The 19,653-nt window shown below is 68.9% G+C and carries 18 protein-coding genes; 7 read left to right on the top strand and 11 right to left on the bottom strand.

Annotation, left to right across the window (positions count from 1 at the left end; genetic code table 11):
- Window positions 1–41 precede the first annotated feature (41 nt).
- Window positions 42–662, top strand: coding sequence for an HAD family hydrolase (locus CFB82_RS12505; RefSeq protein WP_089484305.1), 621 nt, complete (start codon window positions 42–44; stop codon window positions 660–662).
- A 9-nt stretch (window positions 663–671) separates the two neighbouring features.
- Here the strand turns inward: CFB82_RS12505 and CFB82_RS12500 are convergent, their stop codons facing one another.
- Window positions 672–1,781: a fatty acid desaturase gene (locus CFB82_RS12500; protein ID WP_089484304.1), complete on the bottom strand. Its 1,110-nt coding sequence runs from the start codon at window positions 1,779–1,781 to the stop codon at window positions 672–674.
- Window positions 1,782–1,986: 205 nt separating this feature from the next.
- Between CFB82_RS12500 and CFB82_RS12495 the strand changes: the two genes are divergently transcribed.
- Entirely contained in the window at window positions 1,987–3,024 is a 1,038-nt protein-coding gene (locus tag CFB82_RS12495; protein WP_069248416.1) for an AraC family transcriptional regulator, read from the top strand.
- 61 nt (window positions 3,025–3,085) lie between these two features.
- On the opposite strand, the gene CFB82_RS12490 is transcribed toward CFB82_RS12495, so the two are convergent.
- The 5 genes from CFB82_RS12490 to cysD all read right to left on the bottom strand — a co-directional run bounded on the left by CFB82_RS12490 (window position 3,086) and on the right by cysD (window position 10,013).
- Entirely contained in the window at window positions 3,086–4,135 is a 1,050-nt protein-coding gene (locus CFB82_RS12490; RefSeq protein WP_089484303.1) for a lactonase family protein, read from the bottom strand.
- Window positions 4,122–5,489 (bottom strand): MFS transporter, encoded by a 1,368-nt coding sequence (locus CFB82_RS12485; protein ID WP_089484302.1) that lies wholly within the window; start codon window positions 5,487–5,489, stop codon window positions 4,122–4,124. Before CFB82_RS12485 ends, CFB82_RS12490 begins: the two co-directional genes overlap by 14 nt.
- Window positions 5,490–5,793: 304 nt before the next feature.
- A complete protein-coding gene (locus CFB82_RS12475; protein WP_089484300.1) occupies window positions 5,794–6,981 on the bottom strand; it encodes a helix-turn-helix transcriptional regulator in 1,188 nt (395 codons plus the stop codon).
- 129 nt (window positions 6,982–7,110) lie between these two features.
- A complete protein-coding gene (cysN, locus tag CFB82_RS12470; protein ID WP_089484299.1) occupies window positions 7,111–9,033 on the bottom strand; it encodes a sulfate adenylyltransferase subunit CysN in 1,923 nt (640 codons plus the stop codon).
- Window positions 9,033–10,013, bottom strand: a complete 981-nt coding sequence (gene cysD / locus CFB82_RS12465) for a sulfate adenylyltransferase subunit CysD (protein WP_174945523.1) — start codon at window positions 10,011–10,013, stop codon at window positions 9,033–9,035. Before cysD ends, cysN begins: the two co-directional genes overlap by 1 nt.
- A gap of 130 nt (window positions 10,014–10,143) precedes the next feature.
- Here cysD and CFB82_RS12460 point away from each other — a divergent pair, with 130 nt between their 5' ends.
- The 4 genes from CFB82_RS12460 to CFB82_RS12445 are packed head-to-tail and all read left to right on the top strand — an operon-like array spanning window position 10,144 to window position 14,274.
- On the top strand, window positions 10,144–11,253 hold the full coding sequence (locus CFB82_RS12460; protein ID WP_089484297.1) for a DUF1214 domain-containing protein: 1,110 nt from the start codon (window positions 10,144–10,146) through the stop codon (window positions 11,251–11,253).
- On the top strand, window positions 11,250–12,443 hold the full coding sequence (locus tag CFB82_RS12455; RefSeq protein ID WP_089484296.1) for a sulfotransferase family protein: 1,194 nt from the start codon (window positions 11,250–11,252) through the stop codon (window positions 12,441–12,443). The genes CFB82_RS12460 and CFB82_RS12455 overlap by 4 nt, the downstream gene beginning before the upstream one ends.
- A 41-nt stretch (window positions 12,444–12,484) precedes the next feature.
- Window positions 12,485–13,276 carry an SDR family oxidoreductase gene (locus CFB82_RS12450; protein ID WP_089484295.1) on the top strand — a complete coding sequence of 264 codons (792 nt, stop codon included), beginning with the start codon at window positions 12,485–12,487 and terminating at the stop codon, window positions 13,274–13,276.
- 17 nt (window positions 13,277–13,293) lie between these two features.
- Entirely contained in the window at window positions 13,294–14,274 is a 981-nt protein-coding gene (locus CFB82_RS12445; RefSeq protein WP_089484323.1) for an acetyltransferase, read from the top strand.
- A gap of 63 nt (window positions 14,275–14,337) precedes the next feature.
- On the opposite strand, the gene CFB82_RS12440 is transcribed toward CFB82_RS12445, so the two are convergent.
- Window positions 14,338–14,790, bottom strand: a complete 453-nt coding sequence (locus CFB82_RS12440) for a nuclear transport factor 2 family protein (protein ID WP_089484294.1) — start codon at window positions 14,788–14,790, stop codon at window positions 14,338–14,340.
- A 13-nt stretch (window positions 14,791–14,803) separates the two neighbouring features.
- The gene (locus CFB82_RS12435) at window positions 14,804–15,283 is read right to left on the bottom strand and encodes an SRPBCC domain-containing protein (protein ID WP_069248406.1); all 480 of its coding nucleotides are present in this window, start codon (window positions 15,281–15,283) and stop codon (window positions 14,804–14,806) included.
- Between the two features lie 358 nt (window positions 15,284–15,641).
- Between CFB82_RS12435 and CFB82_RS12430 the strand changes: the two genes are divergently transcribed.
- A complete protein-coding gene (locus tag CFB82_RS12430) occupies window positions 15,642–17,120 on the top strand; it encodes a cryptochrome/photolyase family protein (RefSeq protein WP_089484293.1) in 1,479 nt (492 codons plus the stop codon).
- Between the two features lie 22 nt (window positions 17,121–17,142).
- Here CFB82_RS12430 and CFB82_RS43965 read toward each other — a convergent pair whose 3' ends face one another.
- The 3 genes from CFB82_RS43965 to CFB82_RS12420 all read right to left on the bottom strand — a co-directional run bounded on the left by CFB82_RS43965 (window position 17,143) and on the right by CFB82_RS12420 (window position 19,615).
- The gene (locus CFB82_RS43965) at window positions 17,143–17,265 is read right to left on the bottom strand and encodes a hypothetical protein (RefSeq protein WP_256990355.1); all 123 of its coding nucleotides are present in this window, start codon (window positions 17,263–17,265) and stop codon (window positions 17,143–17,145) included.
- On the bottom strand, window positions 17,256–18,485 hold the full coding sequence (locus CFB82_RS12425; RefSeq protein WP_089484292.1) for an MFS transporter: 1,230 nt from the start codon (window positions 18,483–18,485) through the stop codon (window positions 17,256–17,258). The genes CFB82_RS43965 and CFB82_RS12425 overlap by 10 nt, the downstream gene beginning before the upstream one ends.
- 188 nt (window positions 18,486–18,673) lie before the next feature.
- Entirely contained in the window at window positions 18,674–19,615 is a 942-nt protein-coding gene (locus CFB82_RS12420; protein WP_089484291.1) for a LysR substrate-binding domain-containing protein, read from the bottom strand.
- Between the last annotated feature and the right edge of the window lie 38 nt (window positions 19,616–19,653).

The raw sequence follows: 19,653 nt of genomic DNA, 5'->3' as shown, positions 1-19,653 counted from the left end.
CTATCTTCCCGGGCATCTCATCGCTTTCCCGCCGATTCTCCATGACTGACCGCATCGTTGCCGCATTCGATTTCGACGGCACCATCACGACGACCGACAGCTTTCGCCATTTCGTCCGCTACGCGGTCGGCACGCCGCGCTTCGCGTGGGCCGGATTGCGCGCGCTGCCGTGGATCATTGCGATGAAGGCCGGGCTGCTGTCGCGGGGCGACGCGAAAGCGAAATTCGCATCGTTCGCGTTCGGGCCGGTGCGCGAGGATGCGCTCGATGCGCAGGCGCGCACGTTCGTCGATACCTATCTGCCGAGCCTCGTGCGCCCGGAAATGCTCGAACGCATCCGCGAGCATCGGGCACGCGGGCACGAAGTCGTGCTGGTGAGCGCGTCGCCGTCGCTGTATCTGGAGAAGTGGGCGAAGACGGCCGGCTTCGATGCGGTGCTCGCGACGCGGCTGGCGTTCGAGCGCGGCGCCTTCGCCGGCCGGCTCGACGGCGAGAACTGCTGGGGGCCGCAGAAGGTCGTGCGGTTGCGCGGATGGTGGGGCAACCGGCCGCCGAAACAGTTGTTCGCGTATGGCGACAGCCGCGGTGACAAGGAAATGGCCGAGCTTGCGAACTGGTCGTGGATCCGCGGGCAAGGGCCGATGCCGCCGATCGACGGTTGAGGCGGTGCGTTACGCGTCGGCCGCAGCCTGGCGCGTACCGCGCGCCGGACGATAGCCGCCCCAGCGATTCGCCCGCGCGAACGTGCCGACGTCGTTGAAGCGTACGCCGACTTCACGCAGCGCCGCATGCGCGGGGCGCGCGGTCAGCTGGCGGATGTAGAACGGGTCGCGCACCACGAAGTGATGGATCGCATGCGTGCTGCCGAAGTTGAAGCAGAACAGCTGGAACGGCAGCATCCACCACGGGTTGAGCACCTGCGTCTGCTGGATCACGTTGCGCGAGTCGATGTCGCCGAAGTAATGCATGTTCGAGCTGACGAAGTTGATGCAGAAGCTGCGCACGAAGTTCGGCCCGAGCCACACCACGGCCAGGAAATCGACGACGCTCATCACGCGCTCGACCATGGCCGGCACCGTCACCGGGTACCCGAACGCGCGCAGTGCGAACACGCCGACGTGATAGACGATGAACGCGTGCCACAGCACGTAATACACGTGACCGACCGGCATGTACGACGACACCTGCTCGACGCGTAACTGCAGGCGCTCGGACGGATCCTGCACCGGCTGCGCGGCCACGTACTGCTTCACCTTGCGGCGCATCGCGGTGGGCCGCAGCACGACGGCGAGCATGCCGTCCGCGATCATCAGCAGGCGCTTCACGCCCCAGCGCTCGCCGTTCGTGATGCCGAATTCCTCGAGATCCGATTCGCCGCCCGACACCTTGTGGTGATGCAGGTGCATGCGCCGCCGCGTCCACGGGTTGATCGTGCCGGGCCGCGTGAGCCAGCACAGCGCCATCATCAGGTGATAGGCCCACGGCGTCTTCTTGAAGTACATCAGGTGGATCAGGTCGTGCTCGAGCTCGTGGATCAGCGACGTGACGAACGCGGCGAGCGGCAGCGCGACGTACCACGCGATCGATCCGCGCGCATAGAGCCACGCGATCGCGAGCATCGCGCTCACGGAGACGGCCATCACGGTCGCGCCGACGAGGTTCTGGTTGTCGAGCAGCGGAAAGCGCGCGCGGATCGCGTCGCTCGCGGCGTTGACCTCGCGGCGGACGTACGCGACCTTGTCCGCGTCGTTGCGAAAGGCGGTTCGTGCGGGTTGGCTCATCGACCGGGATTCCTGCGGAAAGGGTGGGGCGCAATGCCGATGTGACAAGCATAGGCGCGCACCGGGCCGCACGCGAGGGCCGCGGGTGCCAATGGTGGTGTCATTTCGGGCCACGATGGCCGGCCGGCGCGGCTAGAGTCTCGCCCCGGTGTCATTGCGGGCCAGCGACGCTACAATCCGCCGAAACCGCTCCGGAGTCCGCCGCATGGTCCTGTCCGTCCCGGATGCCGCGCGCCAGCTGAACAAGGCGACGGTGTCGTCCGCGTATGCGCTGTTCATGCTGATGCTGGCCGAGGAGCGCGGCATCGACGGCGGCCGCGTGCTGGCCGGCTCGGGCGTCGAGCGCGACCGGCTCGCGCAGCCCGATGCGCGCATCACGCCGCTGCAGCAGGCGGCGATCGTGTTCAACCTGCTCGACGCGACGGACGATCCGTCGATCGCGATCGAGATCGGCCTGCGCAGCAGCCTGACGAAAGCGGGACTGATCGGCTTCGGGCTGATGAGCTGCGCGACGCTCGGCGAGGCGATCTCGCTCGGCATCCGCTACCTGCCGACGCGCGTGCCGTTCTTTTCGGTGCGGCTCGCGCAGCTCGACGGGATCGTCGACATCGACGTGTTCGAAGCGTTTCCGCTCGGCCGGCTGCGGCAGTTCGCGGTCGAGAACTTCCTGGTCGAGACGGCGATCCTGTTCAATTCGCTGCTGTATCCGGTGCCGGGGCGCACGCTGCAGTCGCGTGCCGAACTCCATTTCGAGTGGCCGGAGCCGCCGTGGTTCGAGCGTTATCGCGCGCGGCTGCCGCGCTGCCATTTCGACGCGAGCGCGAACCGCATCCGCTGCGACGCCGCGTTGCTCGACGAACCGATCGGCACCGCGAACGCACACACCGCGCAGATGATCGTGCAGCAGTGCGAGGCCGAACTCGCGCGGCTCGGCTATGCGGAAAGCATCGTCGAGCGCGTGCGCAACCTGCTCATCTGCGGCGAAGGCGGCTATCCGTCGGTCGACGACGTCGCGCGCGAGCTGCATGTGTCGGCGCGGACGCTCAAGCGCAAGCTCGCCGAGTACGGCGCGACCTATTCGACGCTGCTCGACGAAATCCGGTTGCGCGACGCACTGCGGTTGCTTGAAGGCACGCGGCTGCCGGTCGACGAGATCGCCGCGCGCGTCGGCTACACGGATCGCGCCAATTTCACGCGGGCGTTCAAGCGCTGGACGGGCGTCGCGCCGAGTGAGCGGCGCTGAACGCGGTTACGCGCCGGCCTGCGTGGCGGGCCTGCCGCGTCATGCGCCGCGTGTCACGGCTTCAGACGATCGCGACCCAGTTCGCCCCGCGTCCGCCCGGCACGCGCGCGTGCGGCGACAGTGCGCCGTCGTCCGGCGCGATCGCATACACCGACACATATTCCGACTGTTCGCCGCAGGCGACGACCCAGCGTCCCGACGGGTCGATTGCGAACCCGCGCGGCTGCGTTTCGGTGGCGGTCGCGTGCGCGGGTTCGAACGTGCCGTCCTCGGTGCGGCGATAGCAGAGCAGGCGGCTCGACGTGCGTTCGCTGACGTAGGCGAAACGCTCGTCGGGCGTCAGGTGGAGGTCGGCGGCCCAGACGGACGGTTCGGCGGGCGCGGGCGGCCGCGCATGGCCTTGCGCGAGTTCTGCGACGGCCGGATGGCGCGCGCTCACATGCGCATCGCCGAGCCGCCCGGTTTCAGGATCGCGCGCGAACGTCGCGAGCGTGGCCTGGAATTCGCTGACGCAAACGAGCGTGCGGCCGTCATCCGTGAATTGCAGGTGACGCGGGCCGAACCCGGCCGGCACGCGCGTTTCGCCGTGTTCGTGCGCACGCAGGCCGGCTGCGTCCTCGACGAGCGCGAAGCTGAACACGCGATCCGAGCCGAGCGAACTGACGTACGCGAAACGGTTGTCCGGCGACACGATCACCGCGTGCGCGTTCGCGATGCCGCCCGTGACCTGCAGCGGCGTGCCGTCGCCGTCGCGCACGCGCGCGGCGTCGTAGAGGCTCAGCGAATTTCCGCCGTAGGATGCGCCAAGCAGCCAGCGGCCGCTGCGGTCGAGCGACAGGTACGCATGGCTCGCGTCGATCGCGGTGGTGCCGATGCGCACGAGCGCGCCGGTGGCCGGCACGACGCGGAACGCGACGATCGTCGGTTGTTCGCCGCGCGTCGCGACGTAGAGCCGCGCTCGGTCGGCCGGCACGGCGATCGGCATCGCGACGTCGGCCGCGGGATAGCGGGTGAGCGGCGCAAGCGCGCCGTCGGCCGCGAGCGAGAAGGTGGCGAGGTCGCCGTCGGCGGCATTCGAGACGACGACGGTCAGGCGGTCAGTGTTCGGCATGGCGGAGCATCGCAGCGTTCGTGAAGGATTCGTCGGCCGGCAGGCCGCGCGGCGGATCGCTGCGCCGGTGGGTGCGTGCGAACAGCGCGGCGACCGCGGCGACGAGCGAAGCGACCGCGAGCGCATACAGCCCGCCCGTGATCGAACCCGTATGTTGCTTCAGATAGCCGAAGGCCGTCGGTGCGACGAAGCCGCCGAGGTTGCCGACCGAGTTGATCAGCGCGATCACGGCCGCGGCCACGCGCGTGTCGAGATAGCCCTGCGGGATCGGCCAGAACAGCGACGATGCGGCCTTGAAGCCGAGCGCGGCGAAGCAGATCGACGCGAACGACCACACCGGATCGTGCGACGTCGACGCGAACAGCCCGCATGCGGCGAGCACGAGCGCGACCGCGAGCCAGCGCTGCGGATGCTTCCACTTCGACGACAGCACCGCGAAGCCGTACATCGCGCCGATCGCGATCATCCACGGAATCGTGTTGTACAGGCCGACCTGGAAATCGGTGAGCCCGCCCATCTTGCGGATGATCGTCGGCAGCCAGAACGTGGCCGCATAGATCGTCAGCTGGATCGAAAAATACAGGAAGCAGAACAGCATGATCTGCGGGTCGCGCAGCAGCGCGGTGGCGCGCACCGGCACGTTCGAGCGGACGTCGCGCATCGCGCGCTCGTCGTCGAGCGCGTTCTGCAGCGCCGTGCGTTCTTCGGCCGTGAGCCACGTCGCGTCGCGGATGTGCGATTTCAGCAGCAGCCAGCTCGCGCCGCACAGCGCGACCGAGAACAGCCCTTCGATCAGGAACATCCATTGCCAGCCTTCGAGGCCGAAACCGCGGATCGACAGCAGCGCACCGGTGACGGGCCCGGACAGCACCGACGCGAACGCGGAACCGCCGAGGAAGATCGCCATTGCCTTGCCGCGCTCCTGCGGCGGCAGCCATTGCGACAGGTACAGCACGACGCCGGGGAAGAAGCCGGCCTCGGCCGCGCCGAGGAGAAAGCGCAGCGCGTAGAACGACGTATCGTTCCACACGAACGCCATCGCGGCCGCGACGATGCCCCACGTCGCCATGATCCGGGCCAGCCAGATGCGTGCGCCGTAGCGCTGCATCAGCAGGTTCGACGGTACCTCGAACAGCGCGTAGCCGACGAAGAACAGCCCGGCACCGAGGCCGTACGCGGCCGCGCCGATGCCGATCGACGCCTCGAGGTGGCGATCGACGAAGCCGACGTTCACGCGGTCGATGTAGTTCGCGATGAACATGATCAGCACGAGCGGCAGCACGTGCCACTTCACTTTCGAGACGGCGGACGCGAGCGGGTCGCGTCCGGGCAGGGCGGGCGAGGGCGGGTTCAAGCGTGTCTCCGGTCGGGCGGCGGCGGACGGGGCGGTAGCCCGCGTCGGCATCCGGGGGGGGGCGGTTTGTGTAGTATGTCGTCGTATGACATGGTACGCCTGAGTGCCGATGAAGACGTCGCGGGTTTACCCGAAAATCACCCGGATATTGGGGAATTTCATGACGCGCATCGGTGACTTATTCATATCTGATGACGTATGACATGAGATGGGCGGGTGCCCATTGCCGCGGATTCGGTCGCGGCCCGCACTGCGCGCGGGGGCGTCGGCGGGGCAGCCCGTCCGGCGGCTGCCTTCGCCTCTGCTACGCCATCGACACGACGCTGTTGAGCAACGTCTTCACGAGCACGGCCTGCCGCGTCGCGCCCGTTTTCGCGAAGATGCCGCGCAGGTGCGCACGCGCGGTGTTCTTCGTGATGCCGGTCGCGGCAGCCGCCTCGTCGAGCGTCAGCCCGTCGACGAGCAGCAGCGCGATTTCGGTTTCCATCGGCGTGAGGCGGAACAACCGGTGCAGCATGTCGCGCGACGTCTGCGGCGACGACGCCGGATCGCGGACGAACACGGCGACGGCCGGCCGGTGCTGCCGGTCCTCGGCGCCGCGGTAGGGTGCGAGCGGGCGCAGCAGCACGCTCAGCGGCATCGCGCCGCCGGGGCGCGACAGCGTGGTGGCTTCGATGCGTGCAAGCGCGCCCGCACGGAAATGCTCGAGCGCGGCCTGCAGCGCCTTCTGCAGCCGGCGCTCGTCGAGCGGGCACGATGCGTGGAGCCGCTCCTGGCGCACGCACAGCCCGTCCTGCTGCTCGATCAGCCGCTCGGCGATGCGGTTGCGCTTGATCACGCGGCCGTCCTCGTCGACGATCGCGGTGCCGACGTCGAGCCGGTCGACGGTGCCCGCGTACAGCGCGCGTTCGGCATCGAGCACGTCGAACGCCGCGTGCAGCTCGACTGCCCGCTGCAGGTGCGGCAGCAGCGTCGCCACCTGTGCGCGCTCGGCCGCGTCGAAATCGCGGCCGCCGTGCGCGCGGCTCACGAAGAACGCGCATTCGACGCCACGTTCGCCGCGCAGGTTCGCGCCGAGGATGTAGCGCAGGTCGAGCGGCTGCAGGTACTGCCGGTAGAAATCGTGCGCGCGCCACGCGGTTTCGCCGAACAGCCGGTCGGCCGTGAAGACCTGGCCGGGCGGCTGATCGAGAAACGGGCACAGCGCGTAGAACTGCTCGCTGTACGACGGCTCGCCGGGCAGCAGCGGGCCGTGTGCCGACGCGTTGATGATGAGCCCGTGCCGTGCGCCGCCGGGGTTGCGCAGCACCAGCGTCGTGAAGCTCGCGTCGAGCCGCGCGCGGACCGCTTCGAGGAAGCCGGCCCATGGGGTCGGCTCCGACGGGCCCTGATAGACGAGCCCGAGCCACGCGCTGAGTTCGCGCGCCGTCCACGCCGCGTCGTCGAAACCGTCGTGCGCAATCGGATCGCCGGGCGCCAGCGCGATGGGCATGCTCGTGTTCTCCTGGTCGGGATGAAGGATTCCCGGACCAGCATACCGGCCGGCCGGCGGCCCGCGTCATCCAAACGGAGTAGGCGACGCGGGCAGGCCGGCAGCAGCCGGGCTGCCCGCTTGCCGCGCTTACGCCGCGCGCTCGCGCAGCAGGTAGGCGATGATGCGATCGGCCGCTTCTTCCGGCGACTCGGCGACCGTGTCGACGCGCAGTTCGGGCTGCGCGGGCGGCTCGTACGGCGAATCGATGCCCGTGAAGTGCTTCAGCTCGCCGCGCCGCGCCTTCTTGTACAGGCCCTTCGGATCGCGCTCCTCGGCCACCGCGAGCGGCGTGTCGACGAACACCTCGACGAACTCGTCGGGGCCGACCATCGCGCGCGCCATGTCGCGCTCCGCGCGGAACGGCGAGATGAACGACACGAGCGTGACGAGCCCCGCGTCGAGCATCAGCCGCGCGACTTCGGCGACGCGCCGGATGTTCTCCACGCGATCGGCCTCGGTGAAGCCGAGATCGCGATTGAGCCCGTGCCGCACGTTGTCGCCGTCGAGCAGGTACGTATGCTTGCCGAGCGCATACAGCCGCTTCTCGACGAGATTCGCGATCGTCGACTTGCCGGCGCCCGACAGGCCCGTCAGCCACACGATGCGCGGCGTCTGCGCCTTCTGCGCGGCACGCGCGGCGCGGTCGACGTCGACGGCCTGCCAGTGCACGTTGTGCGCGCGGCGCAACGCGAAGTGCAGCATCCCGGCGCCGACCGTGTCGTTGGTGACGCGGTCGATCACGATGAAGCCCCCGGTGTGACGGTTGCGGTCGTACGGATCGAACGCGACGGGCCGGTCGAAGCTCAGGTTGCACACGCCGATCTCGTTGAGCGCGAGCGTGCGCGCCGCGAGATGCTCGCGCGTGTTCACGTCGATCTTGTACTTCGGCGTCGCGCAGGTCGCGCCGACCGTCTGCGTGCCGAGCTTCACGAGATACGGGCGGCCGGGCAGCAGCGGCGCGTCGTGCATCCACACGAGCGTCGCCTCGAACTGGTCGGCCACCTCGGGCGGCGCATCGGCGCGCGCGATCATGTCGCCGCGGCTGATGTCGATCTCGTCGGCGAGCGTGAGGGTCACCGCGTCGCCGGCGCACGCGATGTCGCTTTCGCCGCCTTGCGTGATCACCGACGCGACGCGGCTCTCCTTGCCGGACGGCAGCACGCGCACGCGCTCGCCGACGCGGATCTCGCCCGATGCGATGCTGCCCGCGTAACCGCGGAAGTTCAGGTGCGGGCGGTTGACCCACTGCACCGGCAGCCGGAACGGCTCGTCGCTGGTCACGCGTGCGGCGAGCGGCAGCGTGTCGAGATGCTGCATCAGCGCCGGGCCCGCGTACCACGGCATCCGCGCGCTCGGCGCGATCACGTTGTCGCCGCGCAGCGCCGACATCGGGATGCTGACGATCTCCGCCAGCCCGAGCTCGGCCGCGAACGCACGGTAGTCGGCGTCGATGCGCTCGAACACGGCGCGGTCGTAGTCGACCAGGTCCATCTTGTTGATCGCGAGCACCACGCGCTTGATGCCGATCAGCGCGACGAGATGACTGTGGCGGCGCGTCTGCGTGAGTACGCCCTTGCGCGCATCGATCAGGATCACGGCGAGATCGGCGGTCGATGCACCGGTGATCATGTTGCGCGTGTACTGTTCGTGGCCGGGCGTATCGGCGACGATGAACTTGCGTCGCGCGGTCGCGAAGAAGCGGTACGCGACGTCGATCGTGATCCCTTGCTCGCGCTCGGCCGACAGGCCGTCGACGAGCAGTGCGAAATCGAGTTCGCCGCCCTGCGTGCCGACCTTCTTCGAATCGGCTTCGAGCTGCGTGAGCTGGTCGTCGAACAGCATGTTCGATTCGTAGAGCAGGCGGCCGATCAGCGTGCTCTTGCCGTCGTCGACGCTGCCGCACGTGATGAAGCGCAGCAGGTCCTGGGTTGGTGCACGTGCTTCGTCTGCGGCGCGTGCATCGGGTGCGTGGTGCGCGAGCGTGTCGGGCGCGGTGAGAACGTGTGCCATCAGAAATATCCCTCCTGTTTCTTCTTTTCCATCGAACCGGCCGAATCGCTGTCGATCAGTCGTCCTTGCCGTTCGGACGTGCGCGTCTCGCGCATCTCCTGCAGGATGTCGTCGAGCGAGGTCGCGTCGCTGTCGATCGCGCCCGTCAGCGGATAGCAGCCGAGCGTGCGAAAACGCACCTTGCGCATCTGCGGCACTTCGCCTTCGCGCAGCGGCAGGCGTTCGTCGTCGACCAGGATCAGCGCGCCGTCGCGCTCGACCACCGGTCGTTCCTTCGCGAAGTAGAGCGGCACGATCGGGATGTCGTGAAGCTGGATGTACTGCCAGATGTCGAGCTCGGTCCAGTTCGAGATCGGGAACACGCGCAGGCTTTCGCCCTTGCGCTTGCGCGCGTTGTACAGCGACCAGAGCTCGGGGCGCTGGCGCTTCGGGTCCCAGCGATGCTGCTCGGAGCGCAGCGACACGATGCGTTCCTTTGCGCGTGATTTCTCCTCGTCGCGGCGGGCGCCGCCGAACGCGGCGTCGAAGCCGTAGTGATCGAGCGCCTGCTTGAGCCCCTGCGTCTTCCACACGTCGGTGTGCACGGCCGAGCCGTGCGTGAACGGATCGATGCCGTTCGCGACGCCGTCAGGGTTGATGTGCACGCGCAGGTCGAGGCCGAGGCGCACGGCCGTCTCGTCGCGAAACGCGATCATCTCGCGGAATTTCCAGGTCGTATCGACGTGCAGCAGCGGAAAGGGCGGCTTCGCCGGGTAGAACGCCTTCATCGCGAGATGCAGCATGACCGAGCTGTCCTTGCCGATCGAGTACAGCATCACCGGGTTCTCGCTCTCCGCGACCACCTCGCGCATGATGTGGATGCTTTCGGCCTCCAGCCGCTCCAAGTGGGTCAACATCGTTCGTCTCCTTGTTTCATGCCGGTGCCGCGCGACATGTGCGGCGTTGCGTGCATGACACCGACGGTATCGGGCGAGCGGCATGCCGATCTTCGTCCGGGTGGACTAAGCCGCGGCATGGCGGGGGAGCGGATCTCTCCTTAGTCCACCCGGACGAAGTGGCGCGCGATGGCGACGCTTAAGGTGAGCGCTCGACCATCGGCGGAGAGAACACATGACGGACGACTCACGTGCCACGCAATTGCTTTCGGGCCAGACCTGGGCCGATTTCTGCGACACCCTGAAACGCAGCGGACAACAGATCCTGCGCGCCGAGGCGCCGGACGATCCGCTGACGCGCGCGGAAGGATTCCGCTACCTGAGCCGGCTGATGCGCATCGCGCTCGAGATGCACGTCGAGTTCGCGGACGGCGCATGGCCCGGGTTTTTCTCGCCGTCGCACGAGACCGCGAAGATCGGCGCCGACAATCCCGACAACCTGTACCAGTACGCGCGTCTCGACGGCCGCTGCGAATATCGCGTGACGGGGCGGCGCGGCACGGTGGCCTACCTGAGCTTCGGCACGCAGAAGGGCGGCTACGAGACCGACGGCAAGATGCTGCAGACGGGCTTTCTCGACGCGAAGCAGCTCGAGATCGCGCCGGACGGCAGCTTCGAGATCGTGCTGAGCGAAACGCCGCGCGCGGGCAACTGGGTACGCATGGAGCCGGGCACCAACGCATTGCTGGTGCGCCAGACCTTCCTCGACCGGCGCGCGGAAACGCCGGCACAACTGAAGATCGAGCGTATCGGCGCCGCCGATCGCCCGGCGCCGCTCGACCCGAGCGTGCTGCAGGGCGGCCTCACGCGCGCCGCGCAGTTCGTCGAGCAGACGTCGAAGCTGTTCGCGGACTGGGCCGCGAGCTACCGGTCGCACGTGAACGCGCTGCCGCCGGCCGACCAGGCGCTGTGCCAGTCGGTCGGCGGCGATCCGAACATCTATTACTACCACTCGTGCTGGTCGCTGGCCGACGACGAAGCACTCGTGATCGACGTCGACACGGTGCCCGACTGTGACTTCTGGAACGTGCAGCTCAACAACTACTGGATGGAATCGCTCGATTACCGGCACTTCGATATCTGCGTGAACAAGCACAGCGCGCGGCGGAATGCGGACGGCGGCGTGACGGTGGTCGTCGCGGCCGCGCGGCCGGGTGACGCGAACTGGCTCGATACGGCCGGACATCGCACCGGCACGATCTGCTGGCGCTGGGTCGGCGCCGCGCAGCCTGTGCATCCGCGCACGCGGGTCGTGAAGCTCGCGACGCTGAAGGAGGCCGCATGAACGCGCCGCTGGATCGAACCCGCACGCTGCTCGCGCCCGACGGATTGATCGCCGAAGCCGTGTCGCGCACGGGTGGACTGACCGCATTCGGCGACGGGCCGTACCGCGAAGCGCTCGACGTGATGTGCGCGTCGCTGATCGACGAAGCGAAGCTGTCCGCACGCGGCGCGGAAATGATGCGCGAGAAGCTCGTCGGCCAGCTCGCGAACCGGCTCGTCATCGAGGATTACTTCCGGCGTCATCCCGAGATCGCGGAGATCGAAATCGACGATCCACTCGTGATCGTCGGCCTGCCGCGCACGGGTACGACGCTGCTGCAGCGCCTGCTGGCCGTCGACCCGCGCTTCCATGCTGCCGCGTGGTGGGAAACCCGCTACCCGGCGCCGCTCGCGGGCGAGACGCTCGCCGAGCCGACGCTGCGCATCGCGCGTGCGCAGGCCGAGGTCGCGACGATGATCGACTGCATTCCGCAGATCCTGACGATCCATCCGCTCGATGCGATGCTCGCCGACGAGGAGTTCATGCTGATGGAGCATGCGTTCGTGTGCGCGATGGATTCGTATGCGAACGTACCGCGCTACACGGCGTGGCTCGCGCGGCAGGATCTCACGCCGGTCTATACGTACCTGAAGCGGATGCTGCAGTTCCTGCAATGGCAGAAGGCGCAGCGCGGCGTCGCGCCGGCCGCGCGCTGGCTGCTGAAGACGCCGCAGCACCTGCATGCGCTCGACGTGCTGTGCCGGGTGTTTCCGCGTGCGCAGGTCGTGCTCACGCACCGCGATCCGGCGCAGACGATTCCGTCGATGGCGAGCATGGCGCACACGTTGTGGCAGATGTATGCGGACGATCCCGATCCGCTTGCCGTCGGCGCGCAGTGGAACGCGGGGATGGCACGCGCGATCGGCGCGGCGATGGCGGCGCGCGACGCGCTGCCGGCCGACCGCTTCCTCGACGTGCGCTTCGAGGACACGGTGTCGAATCCGCTCGGCGTTGCCGAGGCCGTGTACGCGTTTGCCGGGATGACGCTCGATGCGCGGCAGCGCACGGCGATGACGGACTGGATGGCGCGCAACGGCCGCGACAAGCGCGCCGCACACGACTATTCGATCGCGCGCTTCGGCTTCACCGATGCGCAGCTCGCGCACGACTTCGCCGCGTATCGCGCGCGGCACCTGCGGGCGGCCGGCTGACGGCCGGGCTCGCGAGACCCACGACAACCAGGAGACAACCCATGTTGCTGAAGGACAAGATCGTCGTGATTTCCGGGATCGGGCCGGGGCTCGGTGTGAAGCTCGCCGTCGAGGCCGCGCGCGAGGGCGCGCGCGGCGTGGTCGTCGCGGCGCGCACGATGGACAAGCTCGACGACGCAGACACGCGGATCCGTGCGCTCGGCGTCGACTGCGACGTGCTGAAGGTGAAGACCGACATCACCGACCGCGCGCAATGCCGGCAGCTCGCGACGCAGGCCGTCGAGCGCTTTGGCCGGATCGACGCGCTCGTGAACAGCGCGTTCGTGCACGGCACGTTTCCGGAACCGGTGGAGGAAGCCGATCTCGACGGCTGGCGCGCGGTGTTCGACACCAACGTGTTCGGTACGATGGCGCTCACGCAGGAAGTCGTGCCGCACATGAAGCGGCACAAGCGCGGCGCGATCGTGATGATCAACACGCAGGCGACCCGCAAGCCGTTTGCAGGGGAAGGCGGCTACGCTGTATCGAAGGGGGCGCTCGCGGTTGCGGCAAAATACCTGGCGCGCGAACTCGGCGTGCACGGCATTCGCGCGAACAGCATTCACATGGGGTGGATGTGGGGCGTGCCGACCCAGACGTATTTCCGGCAGGCGGCCGCCGAGTACGGGATGACGGAAGCGCAGATCATCGCGCCGATCGCATCGAACATCGCGCTCGCGAAGCTGCCGACCGACGACGACTGCGCGCGGGCCGCGCTGTTCCTCGCGTCGGACTACGCGAATGCGGTGACGGGCGCGACGCTCGACGCGAACGGCGGCGATTTCATGCCCTGACGATGGAGCACAGGATCATGCAGGACAACCACGACACACAACACTTCTTTGCATTCAACGGCGACGCGGACGGGCTGTGCGCGCTTCAGCAACTGCGGCTTGCGGAGAGCGTGCACGGCACGCTCGTGACCGGCGTGAAACGCGACATCAGGCTGCTCGAGCGGATCGACGCACGGGCGGGCGACATCGTCACCGTGCTCGACGTGTCGCATGACCAGAATCGCGATGCGTGCGCGCGGCTGCTGTGCGATGGCGTGACGGTCCGCTATTTCGACCATCACTTCGCGGGCGAACTGCCCGACGATCCGCGCTTCGACGCGCATATCGACACGGCGGCCGACGTGTGCACGAGCGCGATCGTGAACCGTTATCTCGGCGGCCGGCACGTGCGCTGGGCGATCGTCGCGGCGTTCGGCGACGAATTGCCGGCGCTCGGGAACGCGCTTGCGAGCGAGCATGGGATCGACGACGCGGAACGCGACACGCTGGCCGAACTCGGGCTCTACCTGAACTACAACGCGTACGGCGAGTGTGTCGGCGATCTGCATTTCGACCCGGCCGCGCTCGCCGATGCGATGCTGCCGTGCGTCGACCCGCTCGATTTCGTGCGCGAGACAACTGTGTTCGCCGCGCTGCGCGACGGCTACCGCGACGACATGGCGCGCGCGTGCGCACTCGCGCCGCTGCGCGAGGTGCCCGGTGCGACGCTGGTCCGGATGCCTGATCATCCGTGGGCGCGGCGCGCGACGGGCATGCTCGCGAACGAACGGATGCGCAACGCGCCGCATGCGGCGCTCGCGGTGCTGTCGCCGCGCGCGGACGGCGGGCTCGTCGTCAGCGTGCGCGTGCCCGATGGCCGACCGCTCGGCGCCGACGAGTTCTGTCGCGGCTTTCCGACCGGCGGCGGGCGCAAGCGCGCGGGCGGCATCAACCATCTGCCGGAAACCGAGTTCGACGCATTCGCCGAGCGATTCGAGGCCGCGTTCCGGCTCGATTGACGCAGCGGGCTGCGACGATGCGTGCGCCGTGCACCTTCGCACGACGCGCGCATCGCGAATGGATCAACCGGTCGCGCCCGCGAGCACGGCCGGCACGTTGTGACCGTAGCAGCGCTCCTCGACGCGCGCGGCGATGCGCCAACCTTGCGCGGTGCGCGCGAAACGGTCGACGTACCAGAGCCCGAGAAACATCACCTGCGTGCCGCCGTCCGGCAGCGCGACTTCCATTGGATTGAAGCAGATCGTGCGGCTGCGCGCGGTATCGCCGTCGAGCCGGATCGACAGGTTGCCGACCATGTGCTGGTACTGCGGAAACTGCGGCAGCACGGTCCGCAGCCAGGCCTTCACCTCCGGATAGCGGCCCGCGATGCCGCCCATCGCGCGATAGTCGATTGCCGCATCGGGTGTGAACACCGCGTCGAGCGCGTCGAAGTCGCGCGTGTCGATCGCACTCGAATACGCGACGATCAACTCGCGGATGTCGTGATGGTCGGACAGCGTTTGCAGATCGGGCATCGGCGGGTCCCGGTCACGCGCCGTTGCGCCGGCGTGCCGCGTGGAGCGCTTCGGCGCGCTGCTTCACGTCGCGCGCGCACTGGTCGAAACCCTGTTTTACCCACCCGCCGTGGTGCTGCATGATCGTGTCCGCGTTGACGCCGAGGAACTGGTCGGTCGTGAAGTAGCGGCAGCGCTCCGCGCCGATCGCATCGATGTACTGGTCGCGGCGCGCGGCGTCCTTGTTGTCGTCGGTCGGGCGCTGCTCCCACGACAGCAGGCGTTCGGGTTCGTACGCGACGAGGATCTCGTTGACGGGAATCACGGTCTCCGTGCCCGGGATGCGCACCTGCATGTGCACGACATCGCCGAGCCTGCCGGTCGTTTCGAAGCCGACGCAGAACGTGTTCCATTCGCCGTAGCGCGGGAAATCGGTCAGCACTTCCCAGACGACGGAGGCCGGTGCGTCGATGTCGACGGTGATCGAGGTGACGAGATTCGAGGGTTTGGTCATGACGGCGTATCGGATGAAGCCACACGTACCCGGGTGGCGGGAAGCGTCGCGGCGGTCGGAAGGAGCCGCGCCGGCATTGGTCGGCGCGCGTGACGGGTGCGGATCGGGACGTGCGGGGGCCTTTGCGGCCCGCACGTGCCGCGTAGCGCAGCGCACCCGACATCGAGCGTAGGCCGGCGCACGCGGCGAAGAATCGTCGGAATGGACTAAGGCGTTTTACCGGGGCGGCAGGGTGGTGCGATCGCCGTGACGGTCGGCGGCACGGGCGCGCCGGCGCGGCATGCGCGCCGAACGTCGACACCACGCAGCGCAGCCGCGACAATACGTGTCTCTTTCCGCTTTCGTCATCGAGGTGCCAGTGCCTGCCAAGTCGTCCGTTGCTCCCGCGATTGTCTGGTTCCGCGACGATCTGCGCGTGACCGACCAGCCCGCGCTGATGCGCGCGGTGGAATCGGGCCGGCCGCTCGTGTGCGTATTCGTCGACGACACGGGCGACGGCGCAGGGCGAGCGCTCGGCGGCGCGGCGCGCTGGTGGCTGCACGGGGCGCTGGCCGGGCTCGATGCGGCGCTCGCGCGTCATGGCGGGCGCCTGCTGCTGTTGCGCGGCGACGCGCAGCACGAGATCGCCCGCCTCGTGCACGACACGGGTGCGGAAGCCGTGTACTGGAACCGCCGCTATGCGCAACCGCAGCGCGACGCGGACGCGGCGCTGAAGGCGTCGCTCAAGGCGCGCGGCGTCACGGTCGAGAGCAGCAACGGCAGCCTGCTGAACGAGCCGTGGGAGGTGCTGACGGGCGGCGGCACCCCGTATCAGGTGTTCACCGCGTACTGGCGTGCGGCGCGCCGCGATCGCACGGTCGCCGTGCCGCTGCCTGAGCCCGAGCGGATCGCGTTTCATCCGTGGCCGAAGGCCGTGCGCGACCGCGCGCTGGCGCTCGACGCGCTTGCATTGCGGCCGCATTCGCCGGATTGGGCCGGCGGCCTGCGCGATGCGTGGCCCATGCCCGACGAAGCCGGCGCGCACGCGCAGCTCGACGCGTTCCTGACGACATCGCTTGCCGGCTATGTAGATGCACGAGATCTTCCCGACCGTCCCGCGACGAGCCGGCTGTCGCCGTTCCTGCGCTTCGGCAACCTGTCGCCGCGACAGGTGTGGCACGCCGTGCAGGGTGCCGCGAGCGCAGGCGGCGCGGCGCTTGCCGCGGACGCCGACAAATTCCTGAGCGAACTCGGCTGGCGCGAGTTCAGCTACACGCTGCTGTATCACTTCCCGGCGCTCGCGACCGACAACTTCCGCGCGCAGTTCGATGCGATGCCGTGGCGTGACGATCCCGCGGCGCTGCACGCATGGCAGCGCGGGTTGACCGGCTATCCGCTCGTCGACGCAGGCCTGCGCGAACTGTGGACGACCGGCTGGATGCACAACCGCGTGCGGATGGTCGTCGCGTCGTTCCTGATCAAGCATCTGCTGATCGACTGGCGTGCGGGCGAAGCGTGGTTCTGGGACACGCTGGTCGACGCCGATCCCGCGAACAACGCGGCGAGCTGGCAGTGGGTGGCCGGGTGCGGCGCCGACGCCGCGCCGTATTTCCGCATCTTCAATCCGGTCGCGCAGGGGCAGAAGTTCGATCCCGACGGCGCGTACGTGCGGCGCTGGGTGCCCGAGCTTGCCGGTCTCGACAACGCATCGATCCATGCGCCGTGGGACGCGTCGCCGCTGGAACGCGATGCGGCTGGCGTGCGGCTCGGGGTCGATTATCCGGTGCCGCTCGTCGAGCATGCGGCCGCGCGTGCCCGCGCGCTCGATGCGCTGGCGGCATTGCCGAAGCGCCGCTGACCGTACGCTCCGGGTTGCCGCATCAATTGCAGAACGTGACGTGTTCGAGCAGCGCGTACGCGACGTCCGAGCTGAAATAGGCCGCGCCGCACCACGCGACGAATGCGAGCGTGCCGGCAGCCAGCGCCGCGCGGATCATGCCCATGCCGCGTTGCCCGATGCCGGGCGTGCGACGCGCGCATCGTTGATCGGCAGGTGCAGCAACGCCGCGAGTACGCCGAGCGCGATCGAGCCGATCCACAGCGGCATGTACGAATGCGTCGCGTCGTACACCACCGCGCCGAGCCAGACGCCGAAGAAGCTGCCGAGCTGGTGCCCGAAGAACACGAAGCCGAACAGCGTCGCGATGTAGCGCACGCCGAACACCTGCGAGATCACACCGTTCGTCAGCGGCACGGTGCCGAGCCACGTGAATCCCATCACGGCCGCGAACACGTAGACGCTCGCGGGCGACAGGGGGGCTGCGACGAACACGGCCATCGTGAGCGCACGCACGAGGTACAGCACCGACAGCACGTACTTGCGCCGCAGCAGCCCGCCGAGATGGCCGCACGCATAGGTGCCGGCCACGTTGGTCAGCGCGATCAGCGCGAGCGCGATGCTCGCGTGGCGTGCCGGCAGCCCGTGGTCGAGCAGGTACGCGGGAAGATGCGTCGCGACGAACGCGAGCTGGAAGCCGCATGCGAAGAAGCCCGCGTTCAGCAGCCAGAAGCCGCGATGTGCGAACGCCTCGCGTACGGCTTCGCCGATCGACTGGTCGGGGCCGGCGGCGCCGGCAGCCTGCGCGGGTCGGTCGCGTAGCAGCATGGCGAGCGGTGCAAGCAGCGCCGCGACGAGCGCCAGTGCGATGAACGCGTGCCGCCAGCCGATGCCGCCGATCAGCGTCTGCGCGACGGGCACCATGCAGAACTGTCCGAGCCCGCCGATCGCGCCCGCGACGCCGAGCGCCCAGCCGCGCCGGTCGGGCGGAAACAGGCGGCTCAGCGCGCCATAGATCGAGGCGAACGCCGAGCCCGACAGCGCGATGCCGATCACGAGCCCGGCGCCGACCGTGAACATGCCGGTCGTCGCCGCATGCGCCATCGTGACGAGCCCGGCCGCATACAGCAGCATCCCGGCGACGATCACGCGCAGCGAGCCGAAGCGATCGGCGACCATCCCGATGAACGGTTGCGCGACGCCCCAGATCAGGTTCTGCAGCGCGAGCGCGAGCCCGAACGCTTCGCGCGACCAGCCGTGGTCGAGCGACACCGGCGCGAGGAACAGGCCCTGCACGTGGCGGATGCCGAGCGCGGCGCCCATGATCAGGCCGCCGGCCAGGACGGGCAGCCAGCGGCGGCGGGCTTCGTGCTCGATCGGGGTCATGCGTGTCTCCGAATGAAGGCGCGCGGCAACACGGCCGCGCTCGATCCGATTAGACGATCGGGGCCGCCGTCGCTCAAGCGATCATTCGGTCAGGTTGGCATGCGTGGCAGGAATGCGATGAGGCGCACGCGGAGGAGGAGCGGGCGTGCCCGGCAGCGGTCAGGTCAGTACGCGGGGGCCGCGCCGGCTTACGCCGACGCCGTGCCGTGCGCACGCATCGCGGTATCGCATTCGGCCGCTTCGGCGAGCATCCAGTCGCGCACGTCGGCGACTTCGCGGCGCGGGGCCGGATCGTGCTGGAACAGCCAGTAGCCGTACGTATCCGACAGCGCCTGCGTGTGCGGCCCGAGCACCGCGAGCCGCCCGTCCGCGAGCATCGGTGCGACGAGCGCGAGCCGGCCGAGCGCGACGCCCTGGCCCGCGATCGCCGCCTGGATCACCTGGTCGTACTGGTTGAAGCGCAGCACGCCTTTCGGGCGCGCGTCACCGAGCCCGGCCGCGTGCAGGTGCGCGCGCCACTGCAATTGCGGCTGCGGCGGCCCGTCGAATTCGAGCAGCACGTGGTCGGCGATCGCGGCCGCGTTCGTGACGGGCCGCGCCGCGAGCGCCGGATGGGCGACCGGCACGACGATCTCGTCGAACAGGCGCAGCGCGCCGGCCGGCGCGCGGTCGCGCGGACAATAGCGGATGCCGAGGTCGATGCCTTCGGCGCGCAAATCGAGTACCTTGTCGTTCGCGGCGACGCGCAGGTCGATCTCCGGCAGGCGCGCCTGCAGCCGCCCGAGCCGCGGCAGCAGCCACAGCGCGGTGACGCCGATGCTCGCGGTGATCGTGACGGGCTGGCGCTCGCGCGTGGCCGCGAGCGACGCGACGGTGTCCTGCAGCCCGTGCAGTGCCGCATCCGCGACGCGAAACAGCCGCTCGCCTTCGGGCGTGAACGCGATCTTCCGGTAGCCGCGCTGCAGCAATGCGACGCCGAGGTGCGCTTCGAGCGCGTGTACCTGGCGGCTGACCGCCGATTGCGTGACGCACAGGTCCTGCGCGGCGAGCGTGATGCTCATGCGGCGGCCAACGGCGACGAAACCGCGGACGAGGTCGAGCGACGGGAGGCGGACGAGCGGCGTTGACATGCGCGTGACTCATGCGAACGGAGCAGCAAGATTGGTTG

Origin of the sequence: Burkholderia sp. HI2714 (assembly GCF_002223085.1) — a bacterium.
Lineage (GTDB): Bacteria > Pseudomonadota > Gammaproteobacteria > Burkholderiales > Burkholderiaceae > Burkholderia > Burkholderia lata_D.
This window is presented reverse-complemented; position numbering and strand designations above follow the sequence as displayed.

What these genes read in the sequence shown, in the direction of transcription:
- CFB82_RS12505 (WP_089484305.1), top strand. Translation starts at nt 42, where the DNA reads ATGACTGACCGCATCGTTGCCGCATTCGATTTCGACGGCACCATCACG.
- CFB82_RS12500 (WP_089484304.1), bottom strand. Translation starts at nt 1,781, where the DNA reads ATGAGCCAACCCGCACGAACCGCCTTTCGCAACGACGCGGACAAGGTC.
- CFB82_RS12495 (WP_069248416.1), top strand. Translation starts at nt 1,987, where the DNA reads ATGGTCCTGTCCGTCCCGGATGCCGCGCGCCAGCTGAACAAGGCGACG.
- CFB82_RS12490 (WP_089484303.1), bottom strand. Translation starts at nt 4,135, where the DNA reads ATGCCGAACACTGACCGCCTGACCGTCGTCGTCTCGAATGCCGCCGAC.
- CFB82_RS12475 (WP_089484300.1), bottom strand. Translation starts at nt 6,981, where the DNA reads ATGCCCATCGCGCTGGCGCCCGGCGATCCGATTGCGCACGACGGTTTC.
- cysN (WP_089484299.1), bottom strand. Translation starts at nt 9,033, where the DNA reads ATGGCACACGTTCTCACCGCGCCCGACACGCTCGCGCACCACGCACCC.
- cysD (WP_174945523.1), bottom strand. Translation starts at nt 10,013, where the DNA reads ATGCCGCTCGCCCGATACCGTCGGTGTCATGCACGCAACGCCGCACAT.
- CFB82_RS12460 (WP_089484297.1), top strand. Translation starts at nt 10,144, where the DNA reads ATGACGGACGACTCACGTGCCACGCAATTGCTTTCGGGCCAGACCTGG.
- CFB82_RS12455 (WP_089484296.1), top strand. Translation starts at nt 11,250, where the DNA reads ATGAACGCGCCGCTGGATCGAACCCGCACGCTGCTCGCGCCCGACGGA.
- CFB82_RS12450 (WP_089484295.1), top strand. Translation starts at nt 12,485, where the DNA reads ATGTTGCTGAAGGACAAGATCGTCGTGATTTCCGGGATCGGGCCGGGG.
- CFB82_RS12445 (WP_089484323.1), top strand. Translation starts at nt 13,294, where the DNA reads ATGCAGGACAACCACGACACACAACACTTCTTTGCATTCAACGGCGAC.
- CFB82_RS12440 (WP_089484294.1), bottom strand. Translation starts at nt 14,790, where the DNA reads ATGCCCGATCTGCAAACGCTGTCCGACCATCACGACATCCGCGAGTTG.
- CFB82_RS12435 (WP_069248406.1), bottom strand. Translation starts at nt 15,283, where the DNA reads ATGACCAAACCCTCGAATCTCGTCACCTCGATCACCGTCGACATCGAC.
- CFB82_RS43965 (WP_256990355.1), bottom strand. Translation starts at nt 17,265, where the DNA reads ATGGGCATGATCCGCGCGGCGCTGGCTGCCGGCACGCTCGCATTCGTC.
- CFB82_RS12425 (WP_089484292.1), bottom strand. Translation starts at nt 18,485, where the DNA reads ATGACCCCGATCGAGCACGAAGCCCGCCGCCGCTGGCTGCCCGTCCTG.
- CFB82_RS12420 (WP_089484291.1), bottom strand. Translation starts at nt 19,615, where the DNA reads ATGTCAACGCCGCTCGTCCGCCTCCCGTCGCTCGACCTCGTCCGCGGT.